This is a genomic window from Enterococcus sp. AZ088, from assembly GCF_051714845.1.
GTDB classification, from domain to species: domain Bacteria; phylum Bacillota; class Bacilli; order Lactobacillales; family Enterococcaceae; genus Enterococcus; species Enterococcus faecalis.
The window spans coordinates 840,931-867,063 of sequence record NZ_JBIOSQ010000001.1 but is presented as its reverse complement, the minus strand read 5'-3'; the positions used below and the strand labels follow the sequence as shown (position 1 = coordinate 867,063).

General features: G+C 32.9%; 41 protein-coding genes and 1 tRNA gene. 10 read left to right on the top strand and 32 right to left on the bottom strand.

The window, feature by feature from the left end; genetic code table 11:
- Positions 1–5 precede the first annotated feature (5 nt).
- The 9 genes from IGL17_RS04330 to IGL17_RS04290 form a co-directional block, all read right to left on the bottom strand.
- A complete protein-coding gene (locus tag IGL17_RS04330) occupies positions 6–788 on the bottom strand; it encodes a minor capsid protein (protein ID WP_229255071.1) in 783 nt (260 codons plus the stop codon).
- Positions 778–2,172, bottom strand: coding sequence for an anti-CBASS protein Acb1 family protein (locus tag IGL17_RS04325; RefSeq protein WP_033918911.1), 1,395 nt, complete (start codon positions 2,170–2,172; stop codon positions 778–780). The genes IGL17_RS04330 and IGL17_RS04325 overlap by 11 nt, the downstream gene beginning before the upstream one ends.
- Positions 2,173–2,192: 20 nt before the next feature.
- Complete coding sequence (gene terL, locus IGL17_RS04320; RefSeq protein ID WP_010711274.1) at positions 2,193–3,629, bottom strand: phage terminase large subunit; 1,437 nt, start codon at positions 3,627–3,629, stop codon at positions 2,193–2,195.
- Entirely contained in the window at positions 3,610–4,335 is a 726-nt protein-coding gene (locus IGL17_RS04315; RefSeq protein ID WP_104680709.1) for a terminase small subunit, read from the bottom strand. Before IGL17_RS04315 ends, terL begins: the two co-directional genes overlap by 20 nt.
- A 14-nt stretch (positions 4,336–4,349) precedes the next feature.
- Positions 4,350–4,580 carry a hypothetical protein gene (locus tag IGL17_RS04310; RefSeq protein ID WP_010711272.1) on the bottom strand — a complete coding sequence of 77 codons (231 nt, stop codon included), beginning with the start codon at positions 4,578–4,580 and terminating at the stop codon, positions 4,350–4,352.
- A gap of 125 nt (positions 4,581–4,705) precedes the next feature.
- On the bottom strand, positions 4,706–5,902 hold the full coding sequence (locus tag IGL17_RS04305; RefSeq protein WP_104680710.1) for a site-specific DNA-methyltransferase: 1,197 nt from the start codon (positions 5,900–5,902) through the stop codon (positions 4,706–4,708).
- A gap of 2 nt (positions 5,903–5,904) precedes the next feature.
- A complete protein-coding gene (locus tag IGL17_RS04300; protein WP_181033988.1) occupies positions 5,905–6,138 on the bottom strand; it encodes a hypothetical protein in 234 nt (77 codons plus the stop codon).
- A gap of 332 nt (positions 6,139–6,470) precedes the next feature.
- Positions 6,471–6,557, bottom strand: a complete 87-nt coding sequence (locus tag IGL17_RS04295) for a putative holin-like toxin (protein ID WP_219842374.1) — start codon at positions 6,555–6,557, stop codon at positions 6,471–6,473.
- A gap of 295 nt (positions 6,558–6,852) precedes the next feature.
- A tRNA-Arg gene (locus tag IGL17_RS04290) sits at positions 6,853–6,923 on the bottom strand.
- A gap of 237 nt (positions 6,924–7,160) precedes the next feature.
- On the opposite strand from IGL17_RS04290, the gene IGL17_RS04285 reads away from it, so the two are divergent.
- A complete protein-coding gene (locus IGL17_RS04285; RefSeq protein ID WP_016632917.1) occupies positions 7,161–7,430 on the top strand; it encodes a DUF3892 domain-containing protein in 270 nt (89 codons plus the stop codon).
- A 14-nt stretch (positions 7,431–7,444) separates the two neighbouring features.
- Here IGL17_RS04285 and IGL17_RS04280 read toward each other — a convergent pair whose 3' ends face one another.
- From IGL17_RS04280 to IGL17_RS04215, 14 genes are all read right to left on the bottom strand, one after another.
- Positions 7,445–7,597: a hypothetical protein gene (locus IGL17_RS04280; RefSeq protein WP_202494476.1), complete on the bottom strand. Its 153-nt coding sequence runs from the start codon at positions 7,595–7,597 to the stop codon at positions 7,445–7,447.
- A 1,021-nt stretch (positions 7,598–8,618) separates the two neighbouring features.
- Positions 8,619–9,035 (bottom strand): ArpU family phage packaging/lysis transcriptional regulator, encoded by a 417-nt coding sequence (locus IGL17_RS04275; protein ID WP_202494467.1) that lies wholly within the window; start codon positions 9,033–9,035, stop codon positions 8,619–8,621.
- A gap of 397 nt (positions 9,036–9,432) precedes the next feature.
- Complete coding sequence (locus tag IGL17_RS04270) at positions 9,433–9,630, bottom strand: hypothetical protein (RefSeq protein WP_016632675.1); 198 nt, start codon at positions 9,628–9,630, stop codon at positions 9,433–9,435.
- Positions 9,627–9,839 carry a hypothetical protein gene (locus tag IGL17_RS04265; RefSeq protein WP_080292518.1) on the bottom strand — a complete coding sequence of 71 codons (213 nt, stop codon included), beginning with the start codon at positions 9,837–9,839 and terminating at the stop codon, positions 9,627–9,629. The genes IGL17_RS04270 and IGL17_RS04265 overlap by 4 nt, the downstream gene beginning before the upstream one ends.
- Positions 9,836–10,159 (bottom strand): DNA-directed RNA polymerase subunit delta, encoded by a 324-nt coding sequence (locus tag IGL17_RS04260; protein ID WP_104680712.1) that lies wholly within the window; start codon positions 10,157–10,159, stop codon positions 9,836–9,838. The genes IGL17_RS04265 and IGL17_RS04260 overlap by 4 nt, the downstream gene beginning before the upstream one ends.
- Before the next feature lie 52 nt (positions 10,160–10,211).
- Entirely contained in the window at positions 10,212–10,436 is a 225-nt protein-coding gene (locus IGL17_RS04255; RefSeq protein WP_002406924.1) for a hypothetical protein, read from the bottom strand.
- Positions 10,423–10,632, bottom strand: a complete 210-nt coding sequence (locus IGL17_RS04250) for a hypothetical protein (RefSeq protein ID WP_002411119.1) — start codon at positions 10,630–10,632, stop codon at positions 10,423–10,425. Before IGL17_RS04250 ends, IGL17_RS04255 begins: the two co-directional genes overlap by 14 nt.
- 429 nt (positions 10,633–11,061) lie before the next feature.
- The gene (locus IGL17_RS04245; RefSeq protein ID WP_002382585.1) at positions 11,062–11,205 is read right to left on the bottom strand and encodes a hypothetical protein; all 144 of its coding nucleotides are present in this window, start codon (positions 11,203–11,205) and stop codon (positions 11,062–11,064) included.
- Positions 11,198–11,833 (bottom strand): hypothetical protein, encoded by a 636-nt coding sequence (locus tag IGL17_RS04240; RefSeq protein WP_104680714.1) that lies wholly within the window; start codon positions 11,831–11,833, stop codon positions 11,198–11,200. Before IGL17_RS04240 ends, IGL17_RS04245 begins: the two co-directional genes overlap by 8 nt.
- Positions 11,823–12,263, bottom strand: coding sequence for a RusA family crossover junction endodeoxyribonuclease (locus tag IGL17_RS04235; protein ID WP_181033990.1), 441 nt, complete (start codon positions 12,261–12,263; stop codon positions 11,823–11,825). Before IGL17_RS04235 ends, IGL17_RS04240 begins: the two co-directional genes overlap by 11 nt.
- A gap of 8 nt (positions 12,264–12,271) precedes the next feature.
- Entirely contained in the window at positions 12,272–12,571 is a 300-nt protein-coding gene (locus IGL17_RS04230) for a MazG-like family protein (protein WP_029678144.1), read from the bottom strand.
- A 3-nt stretch (positions 12,572–12,574) separates the two neighbouring features.
- The gene (locus tag IGL17_RS04225) at positions 12,575–13,573 is read right to left on the bottom strand and encodes a Lin1244/Lin1753 domain-containing protein (RefSeq protein ID WP_438759994.1); all 999 of its coding nucleotides are present in this window, start codon (positions 13,571–13,573) and stop codon (positions 12,575–12,577) included.
- A 36-nt stretch (positions 13,574–13,609) separates the two neighbouring features.
- A complete protein-coding gene (locus tag IGL17_RS04220; RefSeq protein ID WP_002369907.1) occupies positions 13,610–14,503 on the bottom strand; it encodes a recombinase RecT in 894 nt (297 codons plus the stop codon).
- A 2-nt stretch (positions 14,504–14,505) separates the two neighbouring features.
- The gene (locus IGL17_RS04215; protein ID WP_104680717.1) at positions 14,506–15,447 is read right to left on the bottom strand and encodes a YqaJ viral recombinase family protein; all 942 of its coding nucleotides are present in this window, start codon (positions 15,445–15,447) and stop codon (positions 14,506–14,508) included.
- A 72-nt stretch (positions 15,448–15,519) separates the two neighbouring features.
- On the opposite strand from IGL17_RS04215, the gene IGL17_RS04210 reads away from it, so the two are divergent.
- A complete protein-coding gene (locus IGL17_RS04210) occupies positions 15,520–15,897 on the top strand; it encodes a hypothetical protein (protein ID WP_002410219.1) in 378 nt (125 codons plus the stop codon).
- Here the strand turns inward: IGL17_RS04210 and IGL17_RS04205 are convergent.
- From IGL17_RS04205 to IGL17_RS04185, 5 genes are all read right to left on the bottom strand, one after another.
- On the bottom strand, positions 15,859–16,134 hold the full coding sequence (locus tag IGL17_RS04205) for a hypothetical protein (protein ID WP_104680718.1): 276 nt from the start codon (positions 16,132–16,134) through the stop codon (positions 15,859–15,861). The genes IGL17_RS04210 and IGL17_RS04205 overlap by 39 nt on opposite strands.
- A gap of 94 nt (positions 16,135–16,228) precedes the next feature.
- A complete protein-coding gene (locus IGL17_RS04200; protein ID WP_042888979.1) occupies positions 16,229–16,456 on the bottom strand; it encodes a hypothetical protein in 228 nt (75 codons plus the stop codon).
- The gene (locus IGL17_RS04195) at positions 16,456–16,779 is read right to left on the bottom strand and encodes a hypothetical protein (protein WP_104680720.1); all 324 of its coding nucleotides are present in this window, start codon (positions 16,777–16,779) and stop codon (positions 16,456–16,458) included. Before IGL17_RS04195 ends, IGL17_RS04200 begins: the two co-directional genes overlap by 1 nt.
- Before the next feature lie 54 nt (positions 16,780–16,833).
- Entirely contained in the window at positions 16,834–17,007 is a 174-nt protein-coding gene (locus IGL17_RS04190) for a hypothetical protein (RefSeq protein WP_002403882.1), read from the bottom strand.
- Positions 16,998–17,192 carry a hypothetical protein gene (locus IGL17_RS04185; RefSeq protein WP_104680721.1) on the bottom strand — a complete coding sequence of 65 codons (195 nt, stop codon included), beginning with the start codon at positions 17,190–17,192 and terminating at the stop codon, positions 16,998–17,000. Before IGL17_RS04185 ends, IGL17_RS04190 begins: the two co-directional genes overlap by 10 nt.
- 207 nt (positions 17,193–17,399) lie before the next feature.
- Here IGL17_RS04185 and IGL17_RS04180 point away from each other — a divergent pair, with 207 nt between their 5' ends.
- Positions 17,400–17,582 (top strand): YegP family protein, encoded by a 183-nt coding sequence (locus tag IGL17_RS04180; RefSeq protein ID WP_002364224.1) that lies wholly within the window; start codon positions 17,400–17,402, stop codon positions 17,580–17,582.
- Between the two features lie 23 nt (positions 17,583–17,605).
- On the opposite strand, the gene IGL17_RS04175 is transcribed toward IGL17_RS04180, so the two are convergent.
- The 3 genes from IGL17_RS04175 to IGL17_RS04165 all read right to left on the bottom strand — a co-directional run bounded on the left by IGL17_RS04175 (position 17,606) and on the right by IGL17_RS04165 (position 18,927).
- Entirely contained in the window at positions 17,606–17,923 is a 318-nt protein-coding gene (locus IGL17_RS04175; RefSeq protein ID WP_010711579.1) for a MarR family transcriptional regulator, read from the bottom strand.
- The gene (locus tag IGL17_RS04170; protein WP_010711578.1) at positions 17,913–18,488 is read right to left on the bottom strand and encodes a hypothetical protein; all 576 of its coding nucleotides are present in this window, start codon (positions 18,486–18,488) and stop codon (positions 17,913–17,915) included. The genes IGL17_RS04175 and IGL17_RS04170 overlap by 11 nt, the downstream gene beginning before the upstream one ends.
- 184 nt (positions 18,489–18,672) lie before the next feature.
- Positions 18,673–18,927 (bottom strand): helix-turn-helix transcriptional regulator, encoded by a 255-nt coding sequence (locus tag IGL17_RS04165; protein WP_258076842.1) that lies wholly within the window; start codon positions 18,925–18,927, stop codon positions 18,673–18,675.
- Between the two features lie 134 nt (positions 18,928–19,061).
- Here IGL17_RS04165 and IGL17_RS04160 point away from each other — a divergent pair, with 134 nt between their 5' ends.
- The 7 genes from IGL17_RS04160 (at position 19,062) to IGL17_RS04130 (ending at position 24,485) form a co-directional block, all read left to right on the top strand.
- A complete protein-coding gene (locus IGL17_RS04160) occupies positions 19,062–19,433 on the top strand; it encodes a helix-turn-helix domain-containing protein (protein ID WP_010711576.1) in 372 nt (123 codons plus the stop codon).
- A 17-nt stretch (positions 19,434–19,450) separates the two neighbouring features.
- A complete protein-coding gene (locus IGL17_RS04155; RefSeq protein ID WP_010711575.1) occupies positions 19,451–19,918 on the top strand; it encodes an ImmA/IrrE family metallo-endopeptidase in 468 nt (155 codons plus the stop codon).
- 13 nt (positions 19,919–19,931) lie between these two features.
- Entirely contained in the window at positions 19,932–21,077 is a 1,146-nt protein-coding gene (locus IGL17_RS04150; protein WP_104680723.1) for a hypothetical protein, read from the top strand.
- 273 nt (positions 21,078–21,350) lie between these two features.
- Entirely contained in the window at positions 21,351–21,785 is a 435-nt protein-coding gene (locus IGL17_RS04145; protein ID WP_104680724.1) for a hypothetical protein, read from the top strand.
- A 174-nt stretch (positions 21,786–21,959) separates the two neighbouring features.
- Positions 21,960–22,925 carry an Abi family protein gene (locus IGL17_RS04140; RefSeq protein ID WP_438839736.1) on the top strand — a complete coding sequence of 322 codons (966 nt, stop codon included), beginning with the start codon at positions 21,960–21,962 and terminating at the stop codon, positions 22,923–22,925.
- 88 nt (positions 22,926–23,013) lie between these two features.
- Entirely contained in the window at positions 23,014–23,331 is a 318-nt protein-coding gene (locus tag IGL17_RS04135) for a hypothetical protein (RefSeq protein ID WP_258076843.1), read from the top strand.
- Between the two features lie 17 nt (positions 23,332–23,348).
- Positions 23,349–24,485 carry a site-specific integrase gene (locus IGL17_RS04130; RefSeq protein WP_104680727.1) on the top strand — a complete coding sequence of 379 codons (1,137 nt, stop codon included), beginning with the start codon at positions 23,349–23,351 and terminating at the stop codon, positions 24,483–24,485.
- Between the two features lie 71 nt (positions 24,486–24,556).
- Here IGL17_RS04130 and IGL17_RS04125 read toward each other — a convergent pair whose 3' ends face one another.
- A complete protein-coding gene (locus IGL17_RS04125; protein WP_438759986.1) occupies positions 24,557–25,939 on the bottom strand; it encodes a peptide ABC transporter substrate-binding protein in 1,383 nt (460 codons plus the stop codon).
- Positions 25,940–26,133 lie beyond the last annotated feature (194 nt).

Sequence of the window (26,133 nt, the reverse complement as noted above, 5' to 3'; positions counted from 1 at the left end):
TTTAATTATGATTTTTCCATTATGCTATCCTCATCAACAGGTTCAGCAACACATCGGCAATTGTATTCTTCACCTGGTAATAATGGATTATCTGCATAAAAATAGATTTTTCCATTTCGCTCTCGATGTGAATCTCGAACTCTTTCATCTCCGCTATCGCTCCATCGAAAAGCACGAAATCCTGCTCTTTTTTGCCGTTCACTATTAAGTTGCCCAAGAATTGTTCCAGTTTGATCACGTGCAATAAAAGAGGCTCTTTTCAATGACATTTCAGTTAATTTAACTAGTTCATCTCTGATTTCACTAGATGATTTAGCACTAGTGACTCCTCTATAAATAATCTGTTCAAATTTTTGCGAGTAGTCATCACGAATATTGGTAATATAACTAATATTTTCCGATATTTTAGCTTTCATATAGTTATTTAACCAAATTTCATTTTCTAAAGGATTTATTCCTCTGGATTTTAATTGAGCATTTACATTAGATTTATTAAATGTATTAACACTTCTTATATGCTTACGAACAATTTTTTGTGCTGTTCTATTTTGAAAAATGCCTAAAAAATAGGTTTGTACTTTTTTTACCAGTTTAGATGCTGTATCGAATAATCCATCTTGAATAAATCTTGAATCATTGACTAGTCTTGATTCATCTATTTTAGAAGCTAGATGTTTATCAAATTCATATAATAAGACTTTTTCAATTTCATTTATAAGTTTCTGGATATTTTTGGCGTAGCTTTCTTCTAAACGCAGAGGATAACGGGTTTTCAGATTATTTTTCATTATCTCTGTCCTGTTTGTAATTTTCATAAACTATAGCAGCCATCTTATCTAGCTCATCCCTAGACAAACTATCTGCATTAAATTTTGATGTTTCAGTTACACCAAATCGTCCAAATCTTGCTTCTTCGATTTCATCTGGAGCTACTACACCTGATTCAATATATATCTTGTCAGCTTCTGCAGTAAGTTTTCTAATTTCAGCATCAGTCTTACTATCCACATTCCATAAAGGATTAAATTCAATAGACCACTCGATTGAATCTGGATCAAGACGACCATTGCACTCATCTTCTGCCCACATCAAACAGCGAATAAGATATTCAAGATGTGGTCTTAACTGGTTCTCTTGTATAGCAGTTATACGAGAATAATAGTTCATAACATCATATTGTGCTCCAGTAACAGTTCCACCTTCTTGACCTTTTAAAACAGTCTTAGGCATTCGAGCAGCTCCTGCTAAGTAATCCCAAACAAAATCTAAAAGCTCTCCAATACCAGATACTGAAGAACTTTCTTTTCCTAAACTTTCTTCTGAATCAATAATAGCCAGAGCTTCTGTTCTAAACTTATAATCCATTTTCATTGCAATTTCTAACTTTTCTTCTGATGTAAGATTACTTACATCAGAAGATTTATATACTTTGAATATATAATCATATAGAATTTGCCCTACAGACCAAATAGAAGTATCTACTACCGTTAAAATATCATAGAGATTATCAAGCAAAGACGAACCTGCAAGCTCATCTTCAAAACGAAGATTTTGCTGATGTAAAACTCGTGAATAATGAATCTTTGTCGTAGTGCTATACGTTGAATTAGGTAATAATTCAATGCGAGCATCTCTTGATCTATTATTAATCTCAAAAGATTCTATCTGACCATAATTAGGACTAAATACATCTTCATTAATAATTCGGTTACTTATTTTCTTTCCTGAAAATGCATTAATATAGGGCACGCTTTTAATGTTTTTAAAATTCAATGGTTTATCCAATGAGTAATTACTTTTTTCAATAGTTCCAATACTGACAAAGCCATCACCATATAATCGTTCGTAGGTAAATAATTGTTGCAAACGATCCTTTGCTTTTAGCTGTCTTAATTTACTTTCGTACAAAGCTTTTGCCTGTTCATCTTTCATTTTTAAATTCCAACCATTTCTAGTTAAATCTTCCGCTGGAATATCTACAATGTTTTTCGCCATTGAATTAGACGAATACAAATCCTCTAATTGAGAGTATGATAATCTTTTGCTTATTCCTGGTCTTTGTCTAGATAAATTGTCTTTAGCGTAACCTTTACCATTACCAATCATGAAATCATTTCTGTACGCTTTGCCATCTACTTTCAATAATTTTGCTTCATTTGCTATATTGCCCATTTACTCACCACCTTTTATTTTTAGTTTTCAAGATATCTTTCTCTTAGACTTGCTTTACCAATCATTTTATTTAACATTTGAGTCATACTATCAACATCGTCATCATGTTCAGCATTAGGAAATGCAACTAATTCATCAATAAAATCATTTATCCACGGACAAATTAACGGATGTGGAAGATAAACATTTCCTGCTTCCCAAAGAGGAGCAACAGCGTTAGCCCTAACTTCCTTACCACCATCAGGAGTAACGGGAACAATTCCAGATATCTTTTTCTTAAGCATCTCAATAACAGCGGTTCCGTTTGCTTTATCCTCAATGTAAATCCCTCTAGCTTTAGGCCACTTATTACACATAACCTTGATAGCTTTCATTGTTTCCACAATCCCCATTCTTTCATGATGCCGATCCAACAAATAAAAATCAGCTCTCTTTTTGCCCCAGACTTGACCAGAAACAAAGTCAGATGTCTCAGTATCTTTAAATGTGCAATCCCAAGACTGTGCTTGACGATCAAAAAGACGTGGTAAAATAACCACGTCATCTCCTAAGTTAAATTCTATTTTCTTTTCTAATGTTGGTACATAAAACTTAATCCAAGAACGTTTAAATATATTTCCTCCTGCAGGAGTTGGTCTTTGTTGGTATAAAGCAGCCCATCCACGAGAGCCAGTAACAGCCTTTGTTTTAGCTGCCCATTCTTCATCTTTGCCAATTTCAGGAGCTAAAGCTTCTCCTGGTTCTCTTCCTAGCAAATCATTCTCTTCTGCAATTGCAGGTATTTTTATTTCTTCCCACGGTAATGCTTGTTCTTTTAATAAACGTCCTGCCAAGTCATCTTCGTGCCAACGAGTCATAATTACAATTACGCTAGCATCTGCTGTTAAACGTGAATAAAAAGTATCCTGCCATTCATTGTATATTTTATCTCTAATTGTTTTAGACTCTGCTTCTGCCCTGTTTTTAATTGGATCATCTATAATCAATAGTCTTGCTCCACGACCTGTAGCACCACCTAATATGGATGTACTATACAGCGAGCCTAGATGTCCTTCAACTCCCCATTCGCTAACAGATGATGTTTCAGAGCTTATTTGTAAGCCAAATAACTGGTCCGAAAACAAGCGGAACTTTTCGCGGTTCTTTCTACCAAACTTTTGAAATAATTCTTTTGAATAGGAAACAACCATCACCAGACTATCTGGATGCCTCATTAAATAATAAGCTGGAAATGTTTCTGTAATTACAGTAGATTTGCCGTGTTGGGGAGGTATTTCGATAATATAATACTTTTGCTCCCCATCAATTATTTTTTGAAGCCGATCTGTAATGTACTTCTGATGTCTTAACAAATCCCACTGTTTACCATGAGACAAATAGAAAAAATCACTGTAATTTCTCCTAGCCAATTCTTCTAACGCAGCGTTAGCTAATGCATCAAGTTGCTCTTGGTCCATTTGCTAATCGCCTCAATTCTTCTTCCGAAAAATTAGCTAGTGGATTAACACTCACTTTTCCACTATGCTGTACCTGATCAATGGCTTTAAAACCACCTCGGTCTAAAATATCTTGGAAAATAGATTTTTTTAAGCTTTGCAACTTTTCCCATTCTTTAGCATCAAGATAACGAGATTGATGTTTTGACAATTCATTTAATAGTACAACTCTTTTAATGTTTAATTCAAAGTATTCTTTCTTTATAGAATCAACTTGCTCCAAAAGACTTCTTTTGTGGTTTCTCATTTCTTTTTTTCGACCATCAATAGCATCTGCAGCCTTTTGTACCTTTTCTAAGTCATTATTGGCTTTAAGCATTTCAAGCTCTAAATCACTAAGCTCGGACTTTATCCTATCGATTTCTATCTCTGCTTCATTATGAGCTTGTATTTTTTCCTCAGTCTGCATTGCTATATCTAAAAGCATAGAAAAACTACGCAATCCCTCGTCTTTCATGCGATTACGTAGTCTTTTCATTTCAAATTGAATTTTTTGCTTAATGTAAGCATTTGTCAATAACTTATGGGCTTGTTGGCGAGCAGTTTTTTTTGAATATCCAACTTTGATTGCTGATTGCGTTGCATTAAAAGTTTGCAGATAACAGTCAACAAACAAGTCATATCTTTCTTTTGTTTTATTTGATGGTTCTTTTTCATTTCTTGTCATTGACCGCACCTCCTCTAACTTCTAAGTATTTTATCAGCTTCAATAAGTATTTTTAGATCATTCACTGAAGTTAATTTAATTTCACCGTTTTTAAGATTTTTTAACCATTGAGCCATCGTTGCACGTATGATTTTTCTATATTGCTCATAATCTTCAGCATCTTCAAATTCTTTTTCCAATTCTAAATCTAAAATATCAATTTCTTCATGTTCTGCTTTTGTTCCCATTGTTAAAACACCCCGCATTTGATAAAATGCTAAAAGACACAGAGGGTGTCGAAAATCCACGCGTGGGAATTCTCTGTGTCTTCGGGGTGTTTTTGGTGCCTCGTTGAAGTAGTCGAGTGTTAGCGCACTCGGCTTCTTTTTATTTAATTCAGTTTTATAGCTTCTTTGCCTGTAAACTCTTCCCAACGATTAATAATTACATCGACATATTTTGGGTCTAATTCCATCAAATAAGCTTGCCTGTCATTTTGTTCACATGCAATCATCGTCGTGCCGCTTCCTCCAAATATATCTAGTATCTTATCTCCTTTTTTTGAGCTATTTTTAATTTGATAATCGAATAAAGGAATAGGCTTCATAGTTGGATGCTCTTTATTAGCTATTGGCTTATCAAAATCAAGAATAGTGGTTTGTTTCCTATCTCCATACCAACGATGACTTCCATCTTTTTTCCATCCGTACAAACAAGGTTCATGTTGCCAATGATAATCTTGTCTCCCGAGAACAAAAGAATTTTTTAACCAAATAAGTTCTTGTTTCACCATAAATTGAGAATCTACCAACGAATTAACAAAATTAATTACTTCAGATGATGCATACCAAACATAAAAAGAAGCACCTTCTTTTAAATTATCATAAGCTGAACTGAATGCACTTCTTAAAAAATCATAAAATTCACTGGCTGTTTTATTATCGTTCTTAATTTTTAATGCTGCTTCTGTTTTTCCTTCGTAATTTACGTTATACGGTGGATCAGTAATTAATAAATCCGCTTTTTCTCCATCCATCAATAACTCTATATGTGCTTTATTGGTGCTATCTCCACACATTAATCGATGTCTTCCCAATTGATAGATATCACCTAAAGCTGCTTTGGGCTTTTCAGGTAACTCAAATTCAAAACCATCATCTATTGCTTCTGTTTCCAAATCTAGCCGCATATCATACTGATCAATAACCTCTTGGATTTCTTTATCAGTAAACCCTGATATATTAAGTTCGTTCTCATCTAATTCATTTAATAGCAAAGCTAATTTATCTTCATCCCACTGGCCAGAAATCTTATTTAAAGCTATGTTTAAAGCTTTTTCTTTTTCGATAGGTAAATCTACAATAGATACTTCAATTTCGCCAATTCCTAAATCTTTTGCTACCGTTACACGTTGATGTCCACCAACTAAATTTCCTGTTCTTTTGTTAAAAATTGGTGGATCAACAAAGCCAAATTCCAAAATGGATTGTTTAAGCTTCTCATATTCTTCCATACCTGGCTTTAATTCAACCCTTGGATTATATTCAGCAGGGCGTAGTTCTGATAACTTCATCTTTTCAATATTCATATCTAATCCCTCATATTTCGCTTAATGTTCTCTTGAATGTTCTTTTCATCAAAATAGCCATGCCCACAATAAATAAGCTTGCACGCGTCAATTTCCTTTGGTGTGGCTTCTCTCGTCATTTCGACAATAGATGCATTCTTTTTTATCTGCACAGACATAACAACGCGCATTGAATCAGTTGAGCGGTTCAGCTGTGGATATTTATGTGTTAGCGATACATACCAATAGCTTTTCATGTTTTTCTCTCCTAGTTGTTTTATGTACTTGATTCAATAAATTATTTCTTGATATACTACTCATAGGTAGCAACTCCTTTTTGTAAATAGCAACCAACTAATTTTTCACGAATGCTACCTAGCCACTAGAACCCATAGTCTAGTGGCTTTTTATGTACAAAAAAGACCACTCACTTACGTTGAGTAGTCTCGATTGAATTTATTTTGTTTCATGATATAATGTATATAGAAAAAGGACGTGCTGCTAACACGCCCAAATGTAGAACCGTTAAAAAGACGGCAGCTTAATTTCAATGGTTTAACCATCTACTCTCTGCTAAAGTGTTAGATGGTTATTTTTTTGTGTTCGTATGGTCTATAATAAGCAAAACTAACGTTGCAAATGCAAGCATTAGCGATAATGCTTCGTATACAGACATGCCTACTCCCTTCTAGGGATAAAGCTATGAACCATAGGCATCACCCCTTTATTCAAGAGATTAGCCACCATCTTTTCACTTTTCTACAAAAGTTATTATACATAATTTTTTACCGCCTTACCAGACGAAATGTTGTTAGACTGCCTAGCCAATCTAACACTTATTTAGCAATACTAGGTTGCTAGCCACTTTATCCTGTTTCCGCAGGCTGGCTAATTCTGAAAGGAGGTGAACCGACCGTTAAAGTAAGAAACATTTATTGACGATTCTTTTATTTAAGTAGCTAAGCTACCTATTGGCGTGGCAGGAATCGAACCTGCCTCTTATCTCGCTATATGCTCGTTGCATCCCAGATGCTACACGCCAACCGAAAGGATTTTCCCACTATGCCATTTTTGAGATTTCCTACCATAATCTCAATATCGCTGGAGTGGGATTGCACCACTCATGCACTAACCCTCTTTAGTTTTGTACAAGGTCTCAATAGTGCGCCTTACGCTTTCTATCTTCACCTTTGCGTCTCTCTACTTCCGCCACAGCGATAATTTTTCATATTGTGAAACAATACACATTTGTTATAATATACTCAAGGAGGTGATTTTTATGTCTCGCAGAATCACGCATATTAGAACTTCTGAGGCTTATTCTACATCTACTGATAAAATTACCTATGTAAAATTAGAAGACGGAAAAGTAGAATCTGTTGAACAAGTAGTGATGTATTTAGACATGAATTTTGAATACTACTATACCACTTCAAACTACTCAAAAGCTCTAGTAGAATCTGTCCATCCTCAAAATGGACGTCCTTATATTAGAACAAAAGCAAACCATACTATAAAAGATAATTTATTGAGTTTGCCTAGATTCTAAAATTTCAGCTCCTGTTATTCTTTAACAGGAGTTTTTACTTTATACTTAAAAGTTACCTCAACTTCTGTAAAACCATCGTCCTTTTCTTCATTCGTTTGCGACCATTCTACAAAAGTTAAATCTTTATTTCCCAAAAGTTCTTGCAATTTTTCTTTACATGTTTTCAATTTCACTCAATCCTTTTATAATAATTAACTAGACAATATGCCTCATTAAAAACTCAAAAATCAACAGATTTAGGCTTTTCTTCCTGCTTCCTTTGTTTACAGTGTTATTCAGTCACATACCCAAAGAGGCTGAACTATCAGGCGCTACCCAATAGCTTCTCTTTGCTTTTTCTGTATGATCTAGCTCTACTGGCTAATAACTTTCACTTGAACATTCAGCATTTACATAAGAGTCCCATTTTTATTATTTGTCATCTGTAAATAAATTGCTGCATTAAGCTACTCGTACCGACTTCTTTCGTTAAACACTGATTTCTCAGTTTCTCTGCAAAGCGCTTGGTTTGAGGTTTCTAAGGTCTGCCAAGCTTCTCACACTTCCACCTAACTTAGATTATTCTCCACTGGAGCGTCTATTGTCACGCCCGAAAGTTTCGTACCTTACACCTGCACAAATTCCACGTAGTACTTTGCGATTAATAGCTTTTACTATTAGTCCTTTTTACATTGCTGTAAAATCCACCACTAAAATCAATCAGTATCCCAATTCATTTTAGTTATCGACTTATCCCATACTACCCTAGCACATTGTTCAAATGCTCTCCACTAGGTTTAAATCTATTGATTTTTCAATTTTTAATAGTAATCACTCACAAACCTGTAGAAAAAAGAGAGAGGAATTGCACCCCATTTCTTTTAGTTTGAGAACGTCTGATTTGTGAGTGATCATTGCAACTAACATAGCGCTATCTTGACAAGTGCTTGCAACATACGTCTACGTGTAAGCTTCATGCCAAGTTTATTGCAATATTTGGCTACCTACGACTAAACGAGACCAAAAGAACTGGACTTTCCACATCCTTATTCTTTATTTTTTGTAGGTAGCCTCCAAAGATAAGCGAAACGGAGCTAAGATAGGTAATGCATGCCTTACCTCGTCTCCTTATCTTTCGACACTACCATAATAACATGGATTTCCGAATAAAATCCCTACAATTTCCCTACAAAAACCCTACAAAATTTTCTATTTATAAACAACTAAAATTCCGTGTTTATAGGCTTCAGCAAATTCAATCAAAGCATTAGATTTTAACTTCTCAACATTTTTTTCACCATATCCACGTATTAACTGCCCTATTTCCCAATTGGTATGTTTTTCTACATCGCAAAAACTATAGTATAACACTTGACGACTAATAAGACTTAATGCCATAAGCGCAGATAAAATTGCGTCTCTTTCTGCTTCTGCATCTGCTAATTGTACTAGCGCATCTTCTGCTTTGTTCCCATGACTTTGGCTTTTAGGCATATCTGTAATAATTGGTGATTTTAAATCTATCAAAGAGCGACCAGCTATTCGCTCTAAACGTCTAAAATTCTTCAACACATTTCTAGCATTCGCTTTTGTTTGTCGAAAATCTACTTCTTTTAGCAATTTAATCAAGTGAAATCGCTCCTTTTGTGGTATAATAACTATGTCGAAAACATTACTCACAGTCGGAGCAATCCGGCTTTTTTTATTTACTTTTATTGAAATTTCTTATTTCATCATGATATAATATAGACAACTCAATTCATCTTGAGTGATGTCATCTGGAAAAACTCGACTAGAAAAAACTAGTTGAGTTTTTCTATTTATGGTAAAATATTTTTATTGTGACCAATGTTTGGGGTAAAGTAACCTCACATATCACAAGCTACCACTTTTCTGGTAAAATATTCTTCTTAGTCAACCAGTGGTCGGTTGGCTTTTTTTGTTAGTTGCAAAAATCAGCTAGTTATTGTAAAAAAGTTGCAATTAATTAAAAACGTTTATTCATTGCTGTTTCTCTCTTCTTTCATATAAAATCACGCCAGCTTAATCCCACACTGTGCATATAGCACAATTCATTACATACTAAGTATCTTTTTTGATATTCGTCCTTAAAACTTAATATGTTCCCACATTCCAAACAATGAAGTTTTCCTTTTTTGTCTGAATATCCGTTTTTAATTAGCCACTTTTTTAACTGCTTATTTTTTTGGCGTTTATTCATCGCTGTTCCTCCACTTCATCAAATCCACAGATTAACGATTCTTTTTTCCATACGCCGAACCCTTCAAATCCTATTAATCCTCTATCTTCTTCTGGAAATAAAAGAATATAGCCTAACGGAATTACCTTCTCTACCTCTAATATTTTCCCAGTATATTTGGGAATTGCCGTACCAATATACTTTACTTTGTCTCCTGGTTGAATACTCATTCCGATACCTCCTTACGTTTCGCTATATCATCGGACCAAGCAGCATAAAAATCAAAGTCATAGCCATCTTCTCTTGGATTTCCATCTAAACGATCTGGATCAGGCATTAATATAGCCTGTTTCAACTCTTTACGTTCATCTTCTAGTTCATCTATCAAGTCATCTGATATCTCAATCGATACTAGTTTTACTGTTTCATCTTCTTCTGGATCATCAGCCATTAAGTAGTCTTTTTCATCTTCAAATTCTTTAGTTGCTTGAATTAAGCTTTCTGTCCAACGTCCAGTATTTTTTGAACTTTCATATCGATATAGTTTCATTTTGATTCCTCCTCTACAAAATCAATAATTTCAACACCTACGATATAATCTTTCAACGATAAAATGAATGCACTATTTCTTGACAACCGTTTAAAAACTCTTCTAATTGATTGTATTCAGAATCTGGCCAATCTTCAGTAAAATCATTAATATCTGTAGAAGTCGTTCCATAACCAGTATCTCTAGTTTCTACATGATTCGTGACCCCTTCACGTTCTACTTCAAAGGTAATTGTTGAAGAATCAAAATCATGTACAAAATTTTTAATATAAATCATTTTCTTCCTCCCTATCATCATCAATAACAAACGCATTGCCTACACTATTCTCTAACAGTCTTCTCATCTGTTCAGCTTCTTCACTAGTAAATGCTTTTGCATCCTCTTTAGGTCCAAAACTGCAATAATTTCCAACAAATTTTTTTACATAGTTTTTATTTTCTTCTTTTCCAGTTAAAACATAGATTAATTTCATAATTAGCCTCCGCTGTTGCCTTTTTATTACATAAAATCAGTTTAGGCGTTTTCTTGCTATTTTTCCCTGCAGCTCTGCTTCTATGGTTTAGCCTTCCAGCCATAAAGAAACGTAAAACAGACAAAAACACGCACTGATTTTGCACTTTGCCTTCTTGGATCCACTTCTAAAATAATGACAGCTGTTCTGGTTCAGTAAATGAACTGCTTGTTTTATTTTCCAGAAGTTCCATTGCTTCTTTTAGTATTTCTAATGTGTTTTGCGTTTCTTTTGGTAACTATTCATCATTTCAGGAGTAAAGAATTCTTTATGGTCGACCAAACCTCCACTCCTTTCGTTTATTTCTTCTTTATTTCAGCTAACTTTTTCGCAACACCTTGCCCACTTTTGTTGCATAACGGACAAGGCATTGATTTCGCATGACCGAATCTATCTTTTTCCCAGACAATCATCTGTCCCTTGCATTTTATGCACGTCATCGTTTTTACCTCGCTTATTGTATGTGCCGTTTGCGATAGCTTTTTCTTTAAGTCGGCGTTTTTTCTTTTTGATTTTAGATTTAGTTTTACCCATTCACTTTGACCGCCTTTGTCAAATCAAATCCTAAAGCGTTTGGATGTCCTTCCACTTCTTCTGGTTTTACATGGTAAACATCTGTTTCAATGTTAAATCCTCCAACTTCGGCAGCTTTTCTTAACACATGACCATTCCAGCTTTTTCGATAGCCTGTTTTTTTATTTGCTTTAGGACTTACACAACTTCTTGCACCTTCTGCAGTTGCTTCACACGGCAAAACAAATAACGCTTTGTTTTGTTCGTCTAAATATAGTTGAACCCATTCTGGTTTGTTCAATCGTTGAACTACTGGACCACTTAAAGCCAGACCGCTTTTTGAGATCGTTAAACATTCCTCTGCTTTCACTCCAAAATTTCCTGAAATAAGTAACGTTGCTGTATTTAAATTAAATTTCATGTGTTTTGTCTCCTTCGTTTCTTTTGTTTTAATTTGCTTGGATAGATATTTTTTACTAACAATGATTTGATTGTTAGAATCTGTTATCATTTCTTCCTCATTTTGATGTACATGACAAACTTTGACTAACACCGAATTATCATAGACTTTTTGTACTGTTCCATGTAAAACATGCTGAAAGCGATTATGAGGAATAATTTCATAGGTTTTGCCAATATCAATTTTCATTTATATTCTCCAAACTCATAATTTCAATTTCTGTCCGTGGTCGCATACTGTATAACTTTTGACAAACCATCACAGCAATTTGACCATCGTTTTTATATAAAATACCTTCGGCAGCATCTGTCACTGCTTTGAAATAGTTGTCCAAATCGGGCTTTTTATCGCAATACATTCGCTCCATATTTACCTCTAATCGCTTTTGTTTATTGCTTAGAGCTGATTTAGGCGGATGGATATAAAACGTCACATGTGCGGAAATCGGCCCTTTTTCAATCAACTTTGCTCTTGATTTACGAAGATAATTTTTTACTTGATTTTTGTATTCTTTCATCGCTCGATCTTCGTACGTTTGAACATAATTCCCACGTCTTGCAAACCTAGGGCGACTTTGTGGCTTAGGTTCAATCGGCAAAATAATTCGCATCTCTTCCACCTCGAACCTTACAAATCGGCTTCTTTGACGAATACTCCGTTTACCATTTCCCCTTGGCGATTTTTGATTTCGCTATATGCTTGATTTAAGCATTCGTATAAGTCCATGTTATTTTGCATAGCGAGAATAATTAGCGTCACAACCACATCACCGATACCATCTCTTAGGTCGTTTTCGTTGTTTCTTGCCAATGCAGCACCAACTTCTCCGACTTCCTCAATCACTTTTAGCATTTGCTTTTCAGGCTCTGCTTTATCTAAACGCTTTTCTTTTGCCCATTCTTCCACTAATTTAACTAATTCATCCATGTTTTATCCTCCCAACAATTCTTGCATTTGCCTTTCAAATTCAGCTTGTTCTTCTGGCGAAACTTTTTCTTCTTCACCGTTTGCTTGATTCATCCATTCAGGCACCTTTTCTTGCCGAACAGGTTTATTTTGATATTGCTTATTTTGTGTTTTTTTATCTGCTCGTTCTCTCTCGTTATTTAGATAATCAGCATATGTTTTTACACCATTTGCTCGCCAATTTTTCAAAATACCAGCAAAATAGCTATATCTTCGTTCATTATTTCTAGCACAGATATTAACAGCCTCTTTCAATAGCTCGAGGTCTCCGCCAAAATCAGCAAGATCATATTGTAAATCAGTGATATTAACAGGAGTAGCAGGACTTACATTCTGTGAATAATAGCGGATTAACTCCGTTAGCTTTTCTTCACCTAACGGCTCTTCAAAGAATGCTTTTTCAACCGATGTTTCAGGTGACGACGGATTGATGCTACTTTCTGTTTCTTTTTTGTTTACTTTACTTTTATTTACTTTACTTTCTCTTTCTTTTTCTCTTTGTGTATTATTGACACCATTAACTACAGTTGAAGGTGAGTTATTGACATCATTAACTACAGTTGAAAGAGAATTATTGCCATCAATAATCAAATACTCTTCTTGTAAGACTACTTCTTTCCGTTTAGATGTCATCAATTTATATCTTTTTTGAATACCATTTGATGTTAAGATTTTATATTTTTGATATTTATCATAATCAAAAAATCCTACTTGTACCGCTTTGTTTACAACTTCTTCTACTAGACCCTCTTTCGCCCCAACATCGTCAGCAACTAAGAACGCCGAATCTTCATCCCACCGCAAGAAATATCCCATGTCTCCATAGATATAACTCAGCAAGCAAAGTAGTATCTCGCAAGTTTGTGGTCCACACGATTTTCGAATTTTTCGATACTTAATATCTTTCAAAAAATCAACATCTAATGAATAGTAGTCAACGCCTTGTTTATATGGCCTTGCCACTTTATCACTTCCTTATAAGAGGGAAAAATCCCCTCTTTATTTGTCTAATGGTGGATTTTTAGTATCAAATAAATCTGTTTGATTCAATGAATCTGAATCAGCTTCATTAATTACTTCTGCTGTTTTCATCGTAGTATTTTCTTCTACTTCCGTTTCAGAAATAATATTTCCATCTTCTTGCATTTGTTGAACTTTTTCATCTGAAGTTGTCGCTTCTTGCATTTCGATGGACAAAATTCCCCATTTTGATAACATATTTCTTAATACTGTTTTACGAGCCATCGCATTATAATCTGTAGCCCAGACACCGCTCAATTTTGTTTTTTCTTTGTCTTTGCTATTTGCAATTCGATGAGCTTCAATTTCTTGTTTGGTCCAATAAACAGTTTTCTTGAATCCATTTAATAGTTCAAAATATCCTACATATCCGATTACATCGTCTGATTGTCTACCATTTGGATCAAATTCAAATTCTTCCGTTAACCTGTTCCAACTCAGTAACTCTCCTTCGTAGACTTCAATAACATTTAATGCTTTATATTTACCTGACCGTTGAGCCAATTGAATATATCCTTTATATCCTAAAATAAATTGAGCTTTCCTCTCCCATTTGCCAGTCTGCTTATTTTTAGTATTAAATGGTACGAGATAGGCATAACCTAGATTTTTATCTAATCCTAAATTTAATGTAGCAGCTGTTAAAGCCCCGCTTAAAATAGACATTGGCTCGCTTTCTGCCAAATAGCTATCATTAGAAACTAAAGTCATGACATTTGACATAAAAGCATTAGCATTTTCATGAAGAACTTCCTCAAATTTCCGTTTCATAGTAGGAGTATTCATTAATCCTTTCAAACCTAATTGATTCGCAGGAACTTGTTTTTGATTTTGTTGTGATAATTGATTTTTTAAGGTTTCGTTTGTTGCCATTATTACTTAATCTCCTTTTCTATTAATCTTCGTGGCGTAGTAACCATATATATTTCTTCATCTTCTGCAATTTGAGGATATTTTTCAGCAAACTTTTTACTGTTCAATCTTTTAGTAGGTATTTCCTTCCACTCAACAATATGTTTTTTGGTAATACCAATGCTTGCATTTCTTTTTCCCAATTCGCTTTTTATTTCATTTTCAATTTTTCTAATAGCTACATCCAACTCTTTTTTGGTTTTCTTCATTTCATTTTTTTGATCTATCAATTCGTCAAACGAAGCAGGTAAAGTAGTTTGCGTTTCTTCTATATCGCTATACTTATCCTTTAAAAAGTCAGCTGTTGCCTTACTTCCGTCAATAATAGGTTCAACGCCTTTGATTACGTTGTTTTCCCAAAAATCAACTAATTGCTCGGTCAGTACATCGATTAATTCCTGATCACGTTCTACTCGTTTCCAAATAAATTTCTGACCACCAATTAAAACTGCAATATAACAATAGTCTTTGTTCAAAACATTCATATAATGCTGAACTTGACAAAGATAACTCAATGGCACTTCGTCTCCTGCCCATTCTTTCGCTAAAAATTGATTTGCAGTTTTGCATTCTAAAATGGCATTTTCTCTAACCACTTCTCTATCAATATTTGCTCTTAAAAAAGGATGGAGCGAATGTTCGAAGACTTGATTTCTACGACGAACTTTTTTTCCTGTTCTTTCTTGGAACTCTTTTGCAACAACTTCTTCTAAAACATTTCCCCAATAGGCTGGCTCGCTTTCTGTATCTTTCAACTCAACTTGACCTGTTTTCTCTAGCCATAATTGATAAGCTGATTTATATTGATTCAAGCCTAAAATCGTTGCAACGTCTGATCCACCTATACCCTTTAAACGATCTAATAACCACTCATCGTGAGTCATTTCAAGCGTTGATTTGCTCATCGTACTTACCTCCTTGTTCTCTTTTTGTTCGTATTATAAATTTGATACACTTTCCTTAAAGGAGTGATTTTAATGTATGATTATTTGATGGAGCCAAAACTACAAAAAACTATTGATGGCGAATTCATCGAAGTAAAAACTTATCTTTGTGGAGAAAATGTCATTTTTATCAAACTTAAATCAGATGTTGTACTGATGATTGACGAAACGAGACATTCTATTAATTTTCTTTTGCCAAATAAAAATAGCTGTTACGACATTGTTACTGGTATATTTCCTACCAAACCGATTCTCGGACACCTAGAACTAGAAATGGACACATCCTGTTTATCAATGATTGAAAAAGTATACAAAAACAATCGCTTTGACACAGATTTTATTGGTTTTGAATTAGATAGCATTAAGTTGTTTCTATCCGATTCTTCGATTACTAAAGATACTCATTCTTAATTTAGAAAGTTCATCATTAGCTATATTCGATGACTTTTCAGCTTGTTCCGCTCGACTCTTCAAAAGTATGTTTTCTTCGGATAGTTCTTCAATTCTTTTTAAAAGATCATCCTTTGAATTATCCGAAGAATAAACCACTGATTTACGTTTTCGTTCTATTCTATTAGCGATAATTTCTAACAAACTATTTGTAATTTCTTGTTCTTTCTTGATACTGTGTAATATTTCTTCGGTCATTGTTCTTCCTCCTCGTCGTGTTCCCACGTTGGCTCTAACACTTCTTTTTCTTCAGGTGGCTCTTGTCTTGCCCCTAGCGAATCAAATTCAGGCATTACAACCCCTCCCAAAATAGTTTTATTTTTTCATCTTCCAATTCGATATAATCGACACCTTGCATTTGTAATTGATCTAAAAATGGTTTTGTAGCTCCTTTACTGCTTACCACACAACTTGTATTGCCATAAGATGCAGATGTCCGAACAGATTGAATAATGTTATTCTGTGCATTTGCTAGCATTAATTCGTAAATGTCGTTACCTAAACCTCTTACTTTAATCATTACAACTCACCTCGTAAAAAATCTTTTAACAATATATCTAGTTTTTCCTCATTGTTTTGTTTAGTTGAAGATGATTTTGCATCAATAAATGCTTCTTTTATTTGTTTACATTGCGGACAATCACAATCAACAGAAAGTGCTTCTTCTTCAAATCTTTTAAGTATTTCACTAAATGCGATTGCTTGTTCAGACAAAGACCCTGCAAGCAGAACACTGGATGCTTCCATCATTTCTGAATCAACAGTTGACAAAACAATCGCAACTTTTCCTTTCCGACATTCTTTAACAAGTTCCATTAATAAATTTTGAATTTTATCGTTCATTTTGATATACTCTCCTTAGTTAATAATTTTTGATTTTTTTGTTCAATATTTGCCCTATTCGTTTGCAGACGATTGGGGCTCTTTTTGTACTATGCTTAATCTCTCTGGATAAACACCTTCATCAAATGAAACATATGGATATTCTTCGAGCAATTTTCTAAAGACTTCCGCTTGTGTTTCTCCAATCACATATGTTTCTCTACTAGCTTCACCTACAGCTACATACATTTTTCACCGCCTCCTTTTTTAGAGTATTGATACTTCGCTTCATCCCAGTTAAAAAACCAATGGATAAAGAAAGGTGCACTTAGTGTTACTAGTGTTGACATTGAAAAGTGGGTTTTCAGTAATACTCCTAATACAATCATCACTAAAAATGCGCCTATCAATCGTGCTTCTCGGATTGCTTTCATGGTTAACCTCCTATGATTTTTTTGATATAATTTAGTTGAAAGTAAAGTGATTAATTATCAAGCTTAATCGCCAAATAGATAGCTATAATTACTAAAATCCCCAAGACTATAAATCCTTTCCAAAATTCTGGATTGATTAAAAAATTAAACATTAGCTTCTATCCTTTCGTTATTTTTGATAAAAATTTTTTAAAGCGAGGTGCCAATGTGTTTTTTGTGATTAAACGAGCTTCTGATAAAAAATACTATTTTTTGATTAAAACCGAAGAGAATGAAATAATCGCATCAAGCAAAACTTACTATTACAAATCTTCTGTTTTAGAAATCATTGAATCCATTAAGAATGATATGAATCCAAAAGCAATCATTGTTGATACTACTTTTAACTGAGGATAAGTTAGGCTTATCCTTTTTTACATTGCTCTAACTTTCCAGTTAAGTTGTTCTTGATAAAGTACTTCGTCATCGTAGACACTCTTTACTTTCTCAGCTTGACTTCCCTCATACTCATACTCTTTTCCACGTTTACCAATAGGCTCAATGCCATATTTTTTCAATAAACGATTAACATAGCCTTTGGAACAACCCCATTTTTCAGCAAGTTCTGCTTGAGTAAATCGTGTTTGTTTTGACTTAGCAAAGTATTTCTCTTCAATGATTTTCATTTGCTCCGACACCTGTTCTTCCACCATTTTTTCTATTACATTTGCTAATTCCTCTTTAACGCTCATGGCTACACCTCCTATACAAACTATTAGCTTTTTTACTTCTTACATATCCTAATTGTTCCCAATGAGTTAATCTCTGCTCACTTAGATATCGAATATCAATTGCAACAAGATCGCATAAAATACTCAACAAAGTAATTTCTATCATCACTTCATCCAAATATTCATTTATATAGGTAATTATTTTAGAAATATCATTCTCAGAAAAATATTCTGGATTTTTTAAAATAATTCTTTCAACATTTTCTTCTAAAGATTTTCTTTCATCAGATTCAATTTTTTGTAATCTCTCTAGTGATGTTGGATCTTTTCGATAAACATCACCATCACACGTTTTAAATACTCCAAAAAATTGATGAATTACTTCCAAAGTAAATGTTGAATCTCTAAAATAATTACTTAGTCTCAGTGCATTTTCGATTGTTACTGGTTTAGCATTATTCTGAGATGTCCAATCACTTAATGATTGTTGAGATACATTGATTTCTTGCGCTACATCTTTCTTTTTTTCATTTTTCTTATTAAGAACATCATTTAACGATTTTCTTAATATCATTGATGTTGACATTGGACTTTTTCGATTTCCTTTCTTATTTGAATATCTTTTTATACGATAAAATTTTGTTTATAATCAGATTAGTTCTAACTGATAGTTCAACTTAGCTTGTGTTTGTTCATACAGACGAACTAATCGATCATATGTTGCTAGTTCAATAATAAGCTTCACATTTGACTTGATTTCCAAAATGAAACTAATCATTTTTTTGTTTTCTGACATTTTTATTCTTTTTGTAGTTCATGTACGACGTTTTTGGTAAAAAAATAGTCTCAACAGTTGTTCCTAAAGACTTTGCAATAGAAATGGCAATTTGCGCACTTGGATTACTATCACCTTTCTCTATTTCCGCTAAATAAGGTCTAGATATATTGGCCATCTTTGCTAATTTTGTTTGGGTAATTCCCTTACTAACACGAAATTCACGAACTGAATTACTCAATTTTTTCACCCCTCTCTGTTGTTCGCTATATCTTACAAAAACTATTGTAGTACATGAACTACACCTTGTCAATCATAAATTACATTTTTTTTATTTACTTTTTTGTAAGCTATAGATTACACTTATTTAAGGAGGTGGGAACTATGTCATACACATTAGGAGAGTATTTACGGGAATTACGAGGCAAAGAATCATTACGTAGTGTTTCCGAGAGAATAAATGGCCGTTTGAGTCATTCTTATATTTCTGATTTAGAAAAAGGGATTAGTAGACGTGGCACCCCTATCAAACCAACACCAGAAGCTCTAAAAGTACTTTCAGAAGCTTACGATGTAGATTACGACAAATTAATGAGTTTAGCAGGTTATTTGGATAATAAAAACGAAAAAACAAAAAAACTATCAAAGAAACAAATGACTATTGCTGCTCACATTGATGATGACGTTTCAGACAAAGAAATGGATGAAATTCTTTCCTTCATTGATTACATTAAAAAAAGAGATCATAAAAATTAAGTAGTCGGTGTTTTTTTATGGTAAATTCAGAAGAACTTATGGCTCAATATTCAGATTTAATATATAAATTTGAGCCGAATATGCCTGAAAAACAAAAAGGATTATACATTAATAATATAGTGTACTTAAATCCAAAACAAAATTCTAATGAGTTAACCTGCACTGTTGCAGAAGAAATCGGACATCATCTCACTACTGTCGGTGATATAATAGATCAAGATACGAATGAAAAAAGAAAACAAGAGCAAAAAGCTCGTGAAGTTGGTGCAACTATGGTTGTTACCCCACAAGACCTAATTGACTGCTATCATGAGTGCTTTACATATATTTGGGAATGCGCTGAGTTTTTAGGTATAACCATACAAACTTTAGAATATGCTTTAAATACGTATTACAAAAAATATCCAGAAGGTCTTGTTTATAACAACTATAAATTGTTATTCAACCCCAATGGTACTATAAGTATTATTGAAAGTTTTAATTAATAGGAGTTATATTATGCAAATATTTATAAGTTTAACATTTGTTATTGGCCTAATTAGTTGTTTACTCACAACCATATTTAGTCTTATATCTTTCGGTATATCTAAGTATGAACTTTCAAAAAAATTAAGCACTATATCTTTAGTTAGTTTTATAGTTTTATTTTTTAGTTATATACTTTCTTCAAAAACATTTAATTTATTAGGAATAATGGTCATTTGTATACTATTATTTCTTATAATAATCACTAACTTTTTATTAAACAAACACATTTCAGCTACAATGCCTTTGTTAAATCTTTTTGAAACTATAAAATCATTTTCTTATAAACGAAAAATTTTAATAACTGTATCTACCATGTTAATCATACTATCATGTATTTATTTTTCATCTTCAAGTAAACAGGTTTCAGAAAAAAATAAAAATACTACCGATACTTCCGCAGTAATATCCAAAAATAAATCTGCTGAGTTCGTTTTATATGCCGTTGAATATAATTTAAAAAATAATACTTTTCGTTTGCCTGGAAAAACATTACCAAAAACAAAAATATATGTATCCAGTAAAGACAAAGAAGAAAAGCAACTAATTTCAGATGAAAATGGGAAATTTGAAATAAATGAAAAAATCCCTATGGATAAAACTATATATTATTTCAAAGACCAATATGGCCATAAAAAAACAGCTGAAATCAAAACTAAACAAATATTAGCTGAGGAAGATGACTATTGGAAAACTAAGCAAGAAGAGTTAAAACATCCAAGTTCTTCAATAAATGAAAATACTATGACAACTAGTAGTACAACTGAATCTACATCTTCTTATTCTATCGAGAATAACACAAGTACTTCTAAAAATAACGCTAATATTCGTTCCAAAGATGACATCACAAATATAGTTCCTTCTCCAACAGTTGAACAAAAGGCTATATTAAATGAATTAGCACAAACGCAATTTGAAAGGGATTTTCCATATGAGGGAAGTAAAATCCATACTTGGACAGGAATGATAAAAAACTGGACTCAAGAAGAAGATCACTGGTTCTATGCAGCAAAAGCAACCGTAGTGAATGCTTACGGTGCAAAAAGACGGTGTACTGTCGAAATAAGAATAACTCCAACATCTTCTAATTCAGGTTTTGTTGAAATTATTGATTATTAAAATCAGATAGGATTTTATAATGGAAAAATTTTTAGAATATTTAATACTATTTTTTAAAATAGCTCCTTATATTCTTATTGTTTTACTAGTTTTAATTACTAACATCTCTGTTATCTTATGGAAAACAAGAGACAAACAGAAAAAAATAAATATAACTAAAAAACGACTAATCAGAAACTTTGGAAAGTGGTTTTATGTTAACGAAAAAGAACCACCTGACCAATTCGGCTAGGTGGTTTTTTATATACTTAAATTAAGAGAAGAGAGGTATCTATGAAAAAATTACTTAAAAATAAATATAATTTAATTGCGATTGGAACTATTGCGATAATTATTTTAAGCACTTTTATATTTTTTTCTTTTAAAGGTGTCATCACCAAGAAAGAATGGGATTCATTGCAGCTCGGAATGAGTATTCAAGAAGTTGAAAAACAAATAGGCAAACCTAGAAAAATAGAAAATAATCCAGCAACTATTTCTGAAAATATATATTCAGCATACAAACCTTTATATGAAATGAATAATCTAGTTTCTGATGATAATTTAGAAACTAGATTAGATGCTTTAAATGAATTAAGTATAGCAGTTGATTCTAAAAAAAATATAAAAGAATATACTTATTTAGAAAAAAGTTCATCTGGAAAACGAGAAGTACAAGTTTATTTTGTTAACGGGGCAGCAAAATATTTTAATAGAGAAAAACAATAATACTATGTAATGCAGATTTCTTTTACAAATAATAGTTGACATACAAATACCATTAGAATACAATATGAGTAAGGAAAAGCAGTGGGAGATCTGACCAATTTATTTGGAGGACCTACTTGCGCAAAGCGCCTCTTACTCATAATGAGTAAGGGGCGCTTTTGTTTGTAAGAAAGGATGGCGAATATGAAACCTTTTAAAAATTTAGATGAACAAATTGCATTACTTGAATCTCGAGGTCTTTCCATTCCTGACCATGAAAAAGCAAAGTACTATCTTCTTCAATATAGTTATTACAATGTTATCAATGTTTATAGTCGATTTTTTCAAGCAGAAACTGATAAATATATTCCAGGTACAACATTTAATGAAATTCGTGCAGTTCACACATTCGATTCAGAAATAAAATCAATTTTCTTTAAATATCTAATCGAATGTGAAAAACACCTAAAATCTATAGTGTCTTATCGTTTTGGCGAAACATATTCTGACACTCCTTATGCGTACTTGCTTTCCTCTAGTTATGACAATAAAAATTTATTAAATCTTAGTACTACAATATCACAACTTTCTAAAATTATTAGTGATAATTTAAAAAGTAAAAAAACAAATTCTATTAAACATTATAGTAATAATCACAAAAATGTACCTATATGGGTTTTAATCAATCAGTTAACATTCGGACAAGTTGTCTATATGTACAGCCACTTTAACAATAAATTAAAAAATACAATTGCCCGTGATACCACTCATTACTTAGAGCGTAATATTGACAAAAAAATTATTTTGGAACCATTAGAACTTCAACATTTGCTTTTCAATCTTTTGGATCTTAGAAATTGTGTTGCTCACAATAATATGCTCTTCAACTTTAAATCAAAGAATAACGTAAAATTCATTCCGGAGATTCACGAATTAAATGGAATAAGAAAAAACTCCCCTAGACAAGACTTGTTCAATTGTTTTCTAATGATGCAATTTCTACTTGAAAAAGAACAATATGCATTATTCAACAATACTGTTAGAAAAAGAATTCGCAGTTTGAATAATAAATTAAATTCTATACCCGTCGAAACTATCACTAATTCCTTAGGATTTCCGAGTGATTGGCATGAAAAAAACGCAATCAATCAACCTAACTAAGACTTTATAAAGTAAAAAAAATTAAGATTAGCCTTCGGGCTTTTCTTTTGCAACAACAAGAACATACATTCGAGAAAGGAAGAAAACTATGTACCTAGATGAATTCAAAAAATATTTAGAAGAAAATTGTAAAGCTAAGAATATCTTTTTAGAAAAAGCAATTGATTATCAAAATGAAAAAAATCAAAAACGTCCAAAAGACAAACGTTGGAATCTAATTAAATTAGAACATGAAGTAAACACCATGTGGGAAACTACTGTTAGCAATTTGTATAACCAAATCAGTCCTCATGTACCTAAATGTCCGCTCGAAGATTATTGGCGTAAACAATGGTTAGAGTTTATTGATGAGCATAATGTTTTAGACTATTTCGAAGAAAGCGTTGCGGAACTGGAATTTGAGTAAAAAAGGAGTTCATAAATATGACTACAATAAAAAAATATACAAAGAAAGATGGTTCAACTGCCTATATGTTTCAAGCTTATTTAGGAATTGACCCATTAACGGGAAAATCCAAACGCACAACTAGACGTGGCTTTAAAACTCAAAAAGAAGCAAAACTTGCTCTTGCTCAATTACAGATAGAAATTGACCGTGGAAAATTTGTAAAACAAGATTATAGCTTATTTAAGGATGTTTACGAACTCTGGTATGCTCAATATGTAAACACTGTTAAAACATCTTCTGCTGAAAGAGTAAAAATATATTTTGAAAAACAAATTTTACCTGCTTTCGGTGAACTAAAATTAGCTAAAATCACTCCTTCTTATTGTCAAAAAGTAGTCAATGAATGGAGCAAAAAATATAAACGTTTTGATTCTATGAAAATGTATACATCAACAATATTTGAATTTGCAATTGCACAAAATTTACTGTCAATAAACCCCATGAAACGAATTATTATGCCTAAACGACAACGAGAAATTAAAACAAAAGAGAATCAAAACTTTTTAGATAGACATGAGCTCCAAACATTTTTAAATTTTATTAAACAAAAAGAACCTATACAATACTACACCATTTTTCATTTGCTAGCCTTTACTGGTATGAGAAAAAGTGAATTAGCTGCTTTAAATTGGTCAGATATTAATTGGAATAACGAAACAATTAATATCAGTAAAAATGTATCTTACACGGCTAATAACAGAACAATATCAACTACTAAAACAAGTTCTTCTGATCGTACTATTTCAATTGATTCTACAACTTTAAATATTTTAAAAAAATGGAAATTAGAACAAAAAAAAGAACTCTTAGCTCGAGGTATAAGAGTTGAAGAAGATAAAAAGCAATTAGTTTTTAGTAATACAAACAATCAAATTATGCCAGCTAATATTTTATGGAAAAAATTGAAAAAATATCCTCAATTTAATATATCTCCACATGGGTTCAGACATACACATGCCTCTCTATTGTTTGAATCAGGAGCTTCAATTAAACAGGTACAAGAAAGATTAGGACACAGTAACGTAAGTACTACATTAGATATCTATACACATGTAACTAAAAACGCTGAAAAAGATGTAGCAAACAAATTTTTAAATTTTATGAATTCATAAATATGGTATTCAACATGGTATTCAAACTCCAATTTATCAATAACAAACACTGATATAAGTGCATTTAAAATTCATAATAATAGATCACGATAATCGGTTCCCCAACCAGATAATTCTAAATCATAGTCTCTCGTTTGATCACGATCAACACGAATAGTAAAAGGAACTTGAGTAACATTCACTTCTAATCCATCTAGATTTTCTTCCAATTGAAATTGGAAAAACTCAGCAGCTTTTTTGGCGCTGTCTGTATCATCTGTTAAAAATTCTAATTTGATTTTATCCAGCCCAATTTCTTTTTTCCCTTTTTCCCAGAATTCTTTTGCTTTCGCTGTATCGTAGGTTAAGTAGTTATTTTTCTTAGCAGCTAGTTTTGTGAAATCTGTTCCATCTGGCGCAATCGTTTGTCCCGGAGGAATTACTTGATCTGTAGCCGTTGATTGATCTTGCAAGACTTCTTTTACAAAACTTTCTTTATCAAAAGCTTGTGCCAACGCTTTACGAATATTGTTGTTAGCTAAAGCCGGATTTTCTTTTCCATCACGAACGCTGTTCATTTTTAAAAAGTATGTGACGAATTGAGGAATTGAAAGAAAGGCTGGATTATCAACATAACCAGGAATAAATTCACCACTTAGCTTATTCACTACATCCAATTCATTCGAGTCAAACAAATTCACCGCTGTCGTTGGGCTCTTAATTACTGAAACTTTCGCTTCTGTTAATTTAACTTTTTCAGCATCCCAATACGTATCATTTTTTTCGTAGGTCCAGTCATCGGAAGAGGCATTATCCCATTCTTTCAATTTAAAAGGACCATTATAAATCAAATGTTCTGCATCAGTGGCATATTTATCCCCTTGTTCTTTGATATATTTTTCATTTTGTGGAAACAAAACAGGAAACGAAAGCAAAGATTTCAAATAAGGGGTGGGCCGTTCTAAAGTTATTTCTAACGTTTTATCATCTAGCGCCTTAACCCCAAGAGTATTCACATCTGCGCCTTCTAAAGCAATTTCCTTAGCATTTTTAATGACATCAAAAAATAAAGCTTGATGAATCGATCCTGATTTAGGGGAAGCAACTTGTTGCCATGCATAAACAAAGTCGTTTGCTGTTACTGGATCATCATTCGACCATTTGGCATCTTCTCTAATCTTAAATGTATAAACGGTTTCATCTTCAGAAATCGCTGGTTCTTCGGCAGCGACCCCCAACTCTAATTCATCGTCTTTACCTAAAACATAGAGTCCTTCATAAACTTGATTCATGACTAAAGTCGAGGTCGTATCCCCCGCTGTGTGTGGTTCCATTGTCGAAATAGCCGCTTCAGAACTAATTGCAATTTTTTGTTCCGCTGCTTTGTTACTATCAGCCGAGTTTCCCGTTCCCGCCTGACAAGCCGTTAAAGCTAAAAGCAAACCGACGCATCCTAACATTTTTAATTTCTTCATACCGATCCCTCCATTTTACAAACTATAACCTTCAAAGTTACCAGAATTTTCTGATAAAATATAGAAAAAGAAGCATATCTGATAAGAGTCTCAAAAAACTTACAGATTATAGAAATACTTGAGAAATTTAAAGTAGCTGAAACAATAGTAAAAGCATTAAAAATTAAGTATACTATTGCTATATCTTTAAACGA

Excerpts from the sequence above, each read along its gene's own strand:
- IGL17_RS04330 (WP_229255071.1), bottom strand. The coding sequence starts at position 788 with ATGAAAAATAATCTGAAAACCCGTTATCCTCTGCGTTTAGAAGAAAGC.
- IGL17_RS04325 (WP_033918911.1), bottom strand. The coding sequence starts at position 2,172 with ATGGGCAATATAGCAAATGAAGCAAAATTATTGAAAGTAGATGGCAAA.
- terL (WP_010711274.1), bottom strand. The coding sequence starts at position 3,629 with ATGGACCAAGAGCAACTTGATGCATTAGCTAACGCTGCGTTAGAAGAA.
- IGL17_RS04315 (WP_104680709.1), bottom strand. The coding sequence starts at position 4,335 with ATGACAAGAAATGAAAAAGAACCATCAAATAAAACAAAAGAAAGATAT.
- IGL17_RS04310 (WP_010711272.1), bottom strand. The coding sequence starts at position 4,580 with ATGCGGGGTGTTTTAACAATGGGAACAAAAGCAGAACATGAAGAAATT.
- IGL17_RS04305 (WP_104680710.1), bottom strand. The coding sequence starts at position 5,902 with ATGAATATTGAAAAGATGAAGTTATCAGAACTACGCCCTGCTGAATAT.
- IGL17_RS04300 (WP_181033988.1), bottom strand. The coding sequence starts at position 6,138 with ATGAAAAGCTATTGGTATGTATCGCTAACACATAAATATCCACAGCTG.
- IGL17_RS04295 (WP_219842374.1), bottom strand. The coding sequence starts at position 6,557 with ATGTCTGTATACGAAGCATTATCGCTAATGCTTGCATTTGCAACGTTA.
- IGL17_RS04285 (WP_016632917.1), top strand. The coding sequence starts at position 7,161 with ATGTCTCGCAGAATCACGCATATTAGAACTTCTGAGGCTTATTCTACA.
- IGL17_RS04270 (WP_016632675.1), bottom strand. The coding sequence starts at position 9,630 with ATGAATAAACGCCAAAAAAATAAGCAGTTAAAAAAGTGGCTAATTAAA.
- IGL17_RS04265 (WP_080292518.1), bottom strand. The coding sequence starts at position 9,839 with ATGAGTATTCAACCAGGAGACAAAGTAAAGTATATTGGTACGGCAATT.
- IGL17_RS04260 (WP_104680712.1), bottom strand. The coding sequence starts at position 10,159 with ATGAAACTATATCGATATGAAAGTTCAAAAAATACTGGACGTTGGACA.
- IGL17_RS04255 (WP_002406924.1), bottom strand. The coding sequence starts at position 10,436 with ATGATTTATATTAAAAATTTTGTACATGATTTTGATTCTTCAACAATT.
- IGL17_RS04250 (WP_002411119.1), bottom strand. The coding sequence starts at position 10,632 with ATGAAATTAATCTATGTTTTAACTGGAAAAGAAGAAAATAAAAACTAT.
- IGL17_RS04245 (WP_002382585.1), bottom strand. The coding sequence starts at position 11,205 with ATGGGTAAAACTAAATCTAAAATCAAAAAGAAAAAACGCCGACTTAAA.
- IGL17_RS04240 (WP_104680714.1), bottom strand. The coding sequence starts at position 11,833 with ATGAAAATTGATATTGGCAAAACCTATGAAATTATTCCTCATAATCGC.
- IGL17_RS04230 (WP_029678144.1), bottom strand. The coding sequence starts at position 12,571 with ATGGATGAATTAGTTAAATTAGTGGAAGAATGGGCAAAAGAAAAGCGT.
- IGL17_RS04220 (WP_002369907.1), bottom strand. The coding sequence starts at position 14,503 with ATGGCAACAAACGAAACCTTAAAAAATCAATTATCACAACAAAATCAA.
- IGL17_RS04215 (WP_104680717.1), bottom strand. The coding sequence starts at position 15,447 with ATGAGCAAATCAACGCTTGAAATGACTCACGATGAGTGGTTATTAGAT.
- IGL17_RS04210 (WP_002410219.1), top strand. The coding sequence starts at position 15,520 with ATGTATGATTATTTGATGGAGCCAAAACTACAAAAAACTATTGATGGC.
- IGL17_RS04205 (WP_104680718.1), bottom strand. The coding sequence starts at position 16,134 with ATGACCGAAGAAATATTACACAGTATCAAGAAAGAACAAGAAATTACA.
- IGL17_RS04200 (WP_042888979.1), bottom strand. The coding sequence starts at position 16,456 with ATGATTAAAGTAAGAGGTTTAGGTAACGACATTTACGAATTAATGCTA.
- IGL17_RS04195 (WP_104680720.1), bottom strand. The coding sequence starts at position 16,779 with ATGAACGATAAAATTCAAAATTTATTAATGGAACTTGTTAAAGAATGT.
- IGL17_RS04190 (WP_002403882.1), bottom strand. The coding sequence starts at position 17,007 with ATGTATGTAGCTGTAGGTGAAGCTAGTAGAGAAACATATGTGATTGGA.
- IGL17_RS04185 (WP_104680721.1), bottom strand. The coding sequence starts at position 17,192 with ATGAAAGCAATCCGAGAAGCACGATTGATAGGCGCATTTTTAGTGATG.
- IGL17_RS04175 (WP_010711579.1), bottom strand. The coding sequence starts at position 17,923 with ATGAGCGTTAAAGAGGAATTAGCAAATGTAATAGAAAAAATGGTGGAA.
- IGL17_RS04170 (WP_010711578.1), bottom strand. The coding sequence starts at position 18,488 with ATGTCAACATCAATGATATTAAGAAAATCGTTAAATGATGTTCTTAAT.
- IGL17_RS04160 (WP_010711576.1), top strand. The coding sequence starts at position 19,062 with ATGTCATACACATTAGGAGAGTATTTACGGGAATTACGAGGCAAAGAA.
- IGL17_RS04155 (WP_010711575.1), top strand. The coding sequence starts at position 19,451 with ATGGTAAATTCAGAAGAACTTATGGCTCAATATTCAGATTTAATATAT.
- IGL17_RS04150 (WP_104680723.1), top strand. The coding sequence starts at position 19,932 with ATGCAAATATTTATAAGTTTAACATTTGTTATTGGCCTAATTAGTTGT.
- IGL17_RS04145 (WP_104680724.1), top strand. The coding sequence starts at position 21,351 with ATGAAAAAATTACTTAAAAATAAATATAATTTAATTGCGATTGGAACT.
- IGL17_RS04140 (WP_438839736.1), top strand. The coding sequence starts at position 21,960 with ATGGCGAATATGAAACCTTTTAAAAATTTAGATGAACAAATTGCATTA.
- IGL17_RS04135 (WP_258076843.1), top strand. The coding sequence starts at position 23,014 with ATGTACCTAGATGAATTCAAAAAATATTTAGAAGAAAATTGTAAAGCT.
- IGL17_RS04130 (WP_104680727.1), top strand. The coding sequence starts at position 23,349 with ATGACTACAATAAAAAAATATACAAAGAAAGATGGTTCAACTGCCTAT.
- IGL17_RS04125 (WP_438759986.1), bottom strand. The coding sequence starts at position 25,939 with ATGAAGAAATTAAAAATGTTAGGATGCGTCGGTTTGCTTTTAGCTTTA.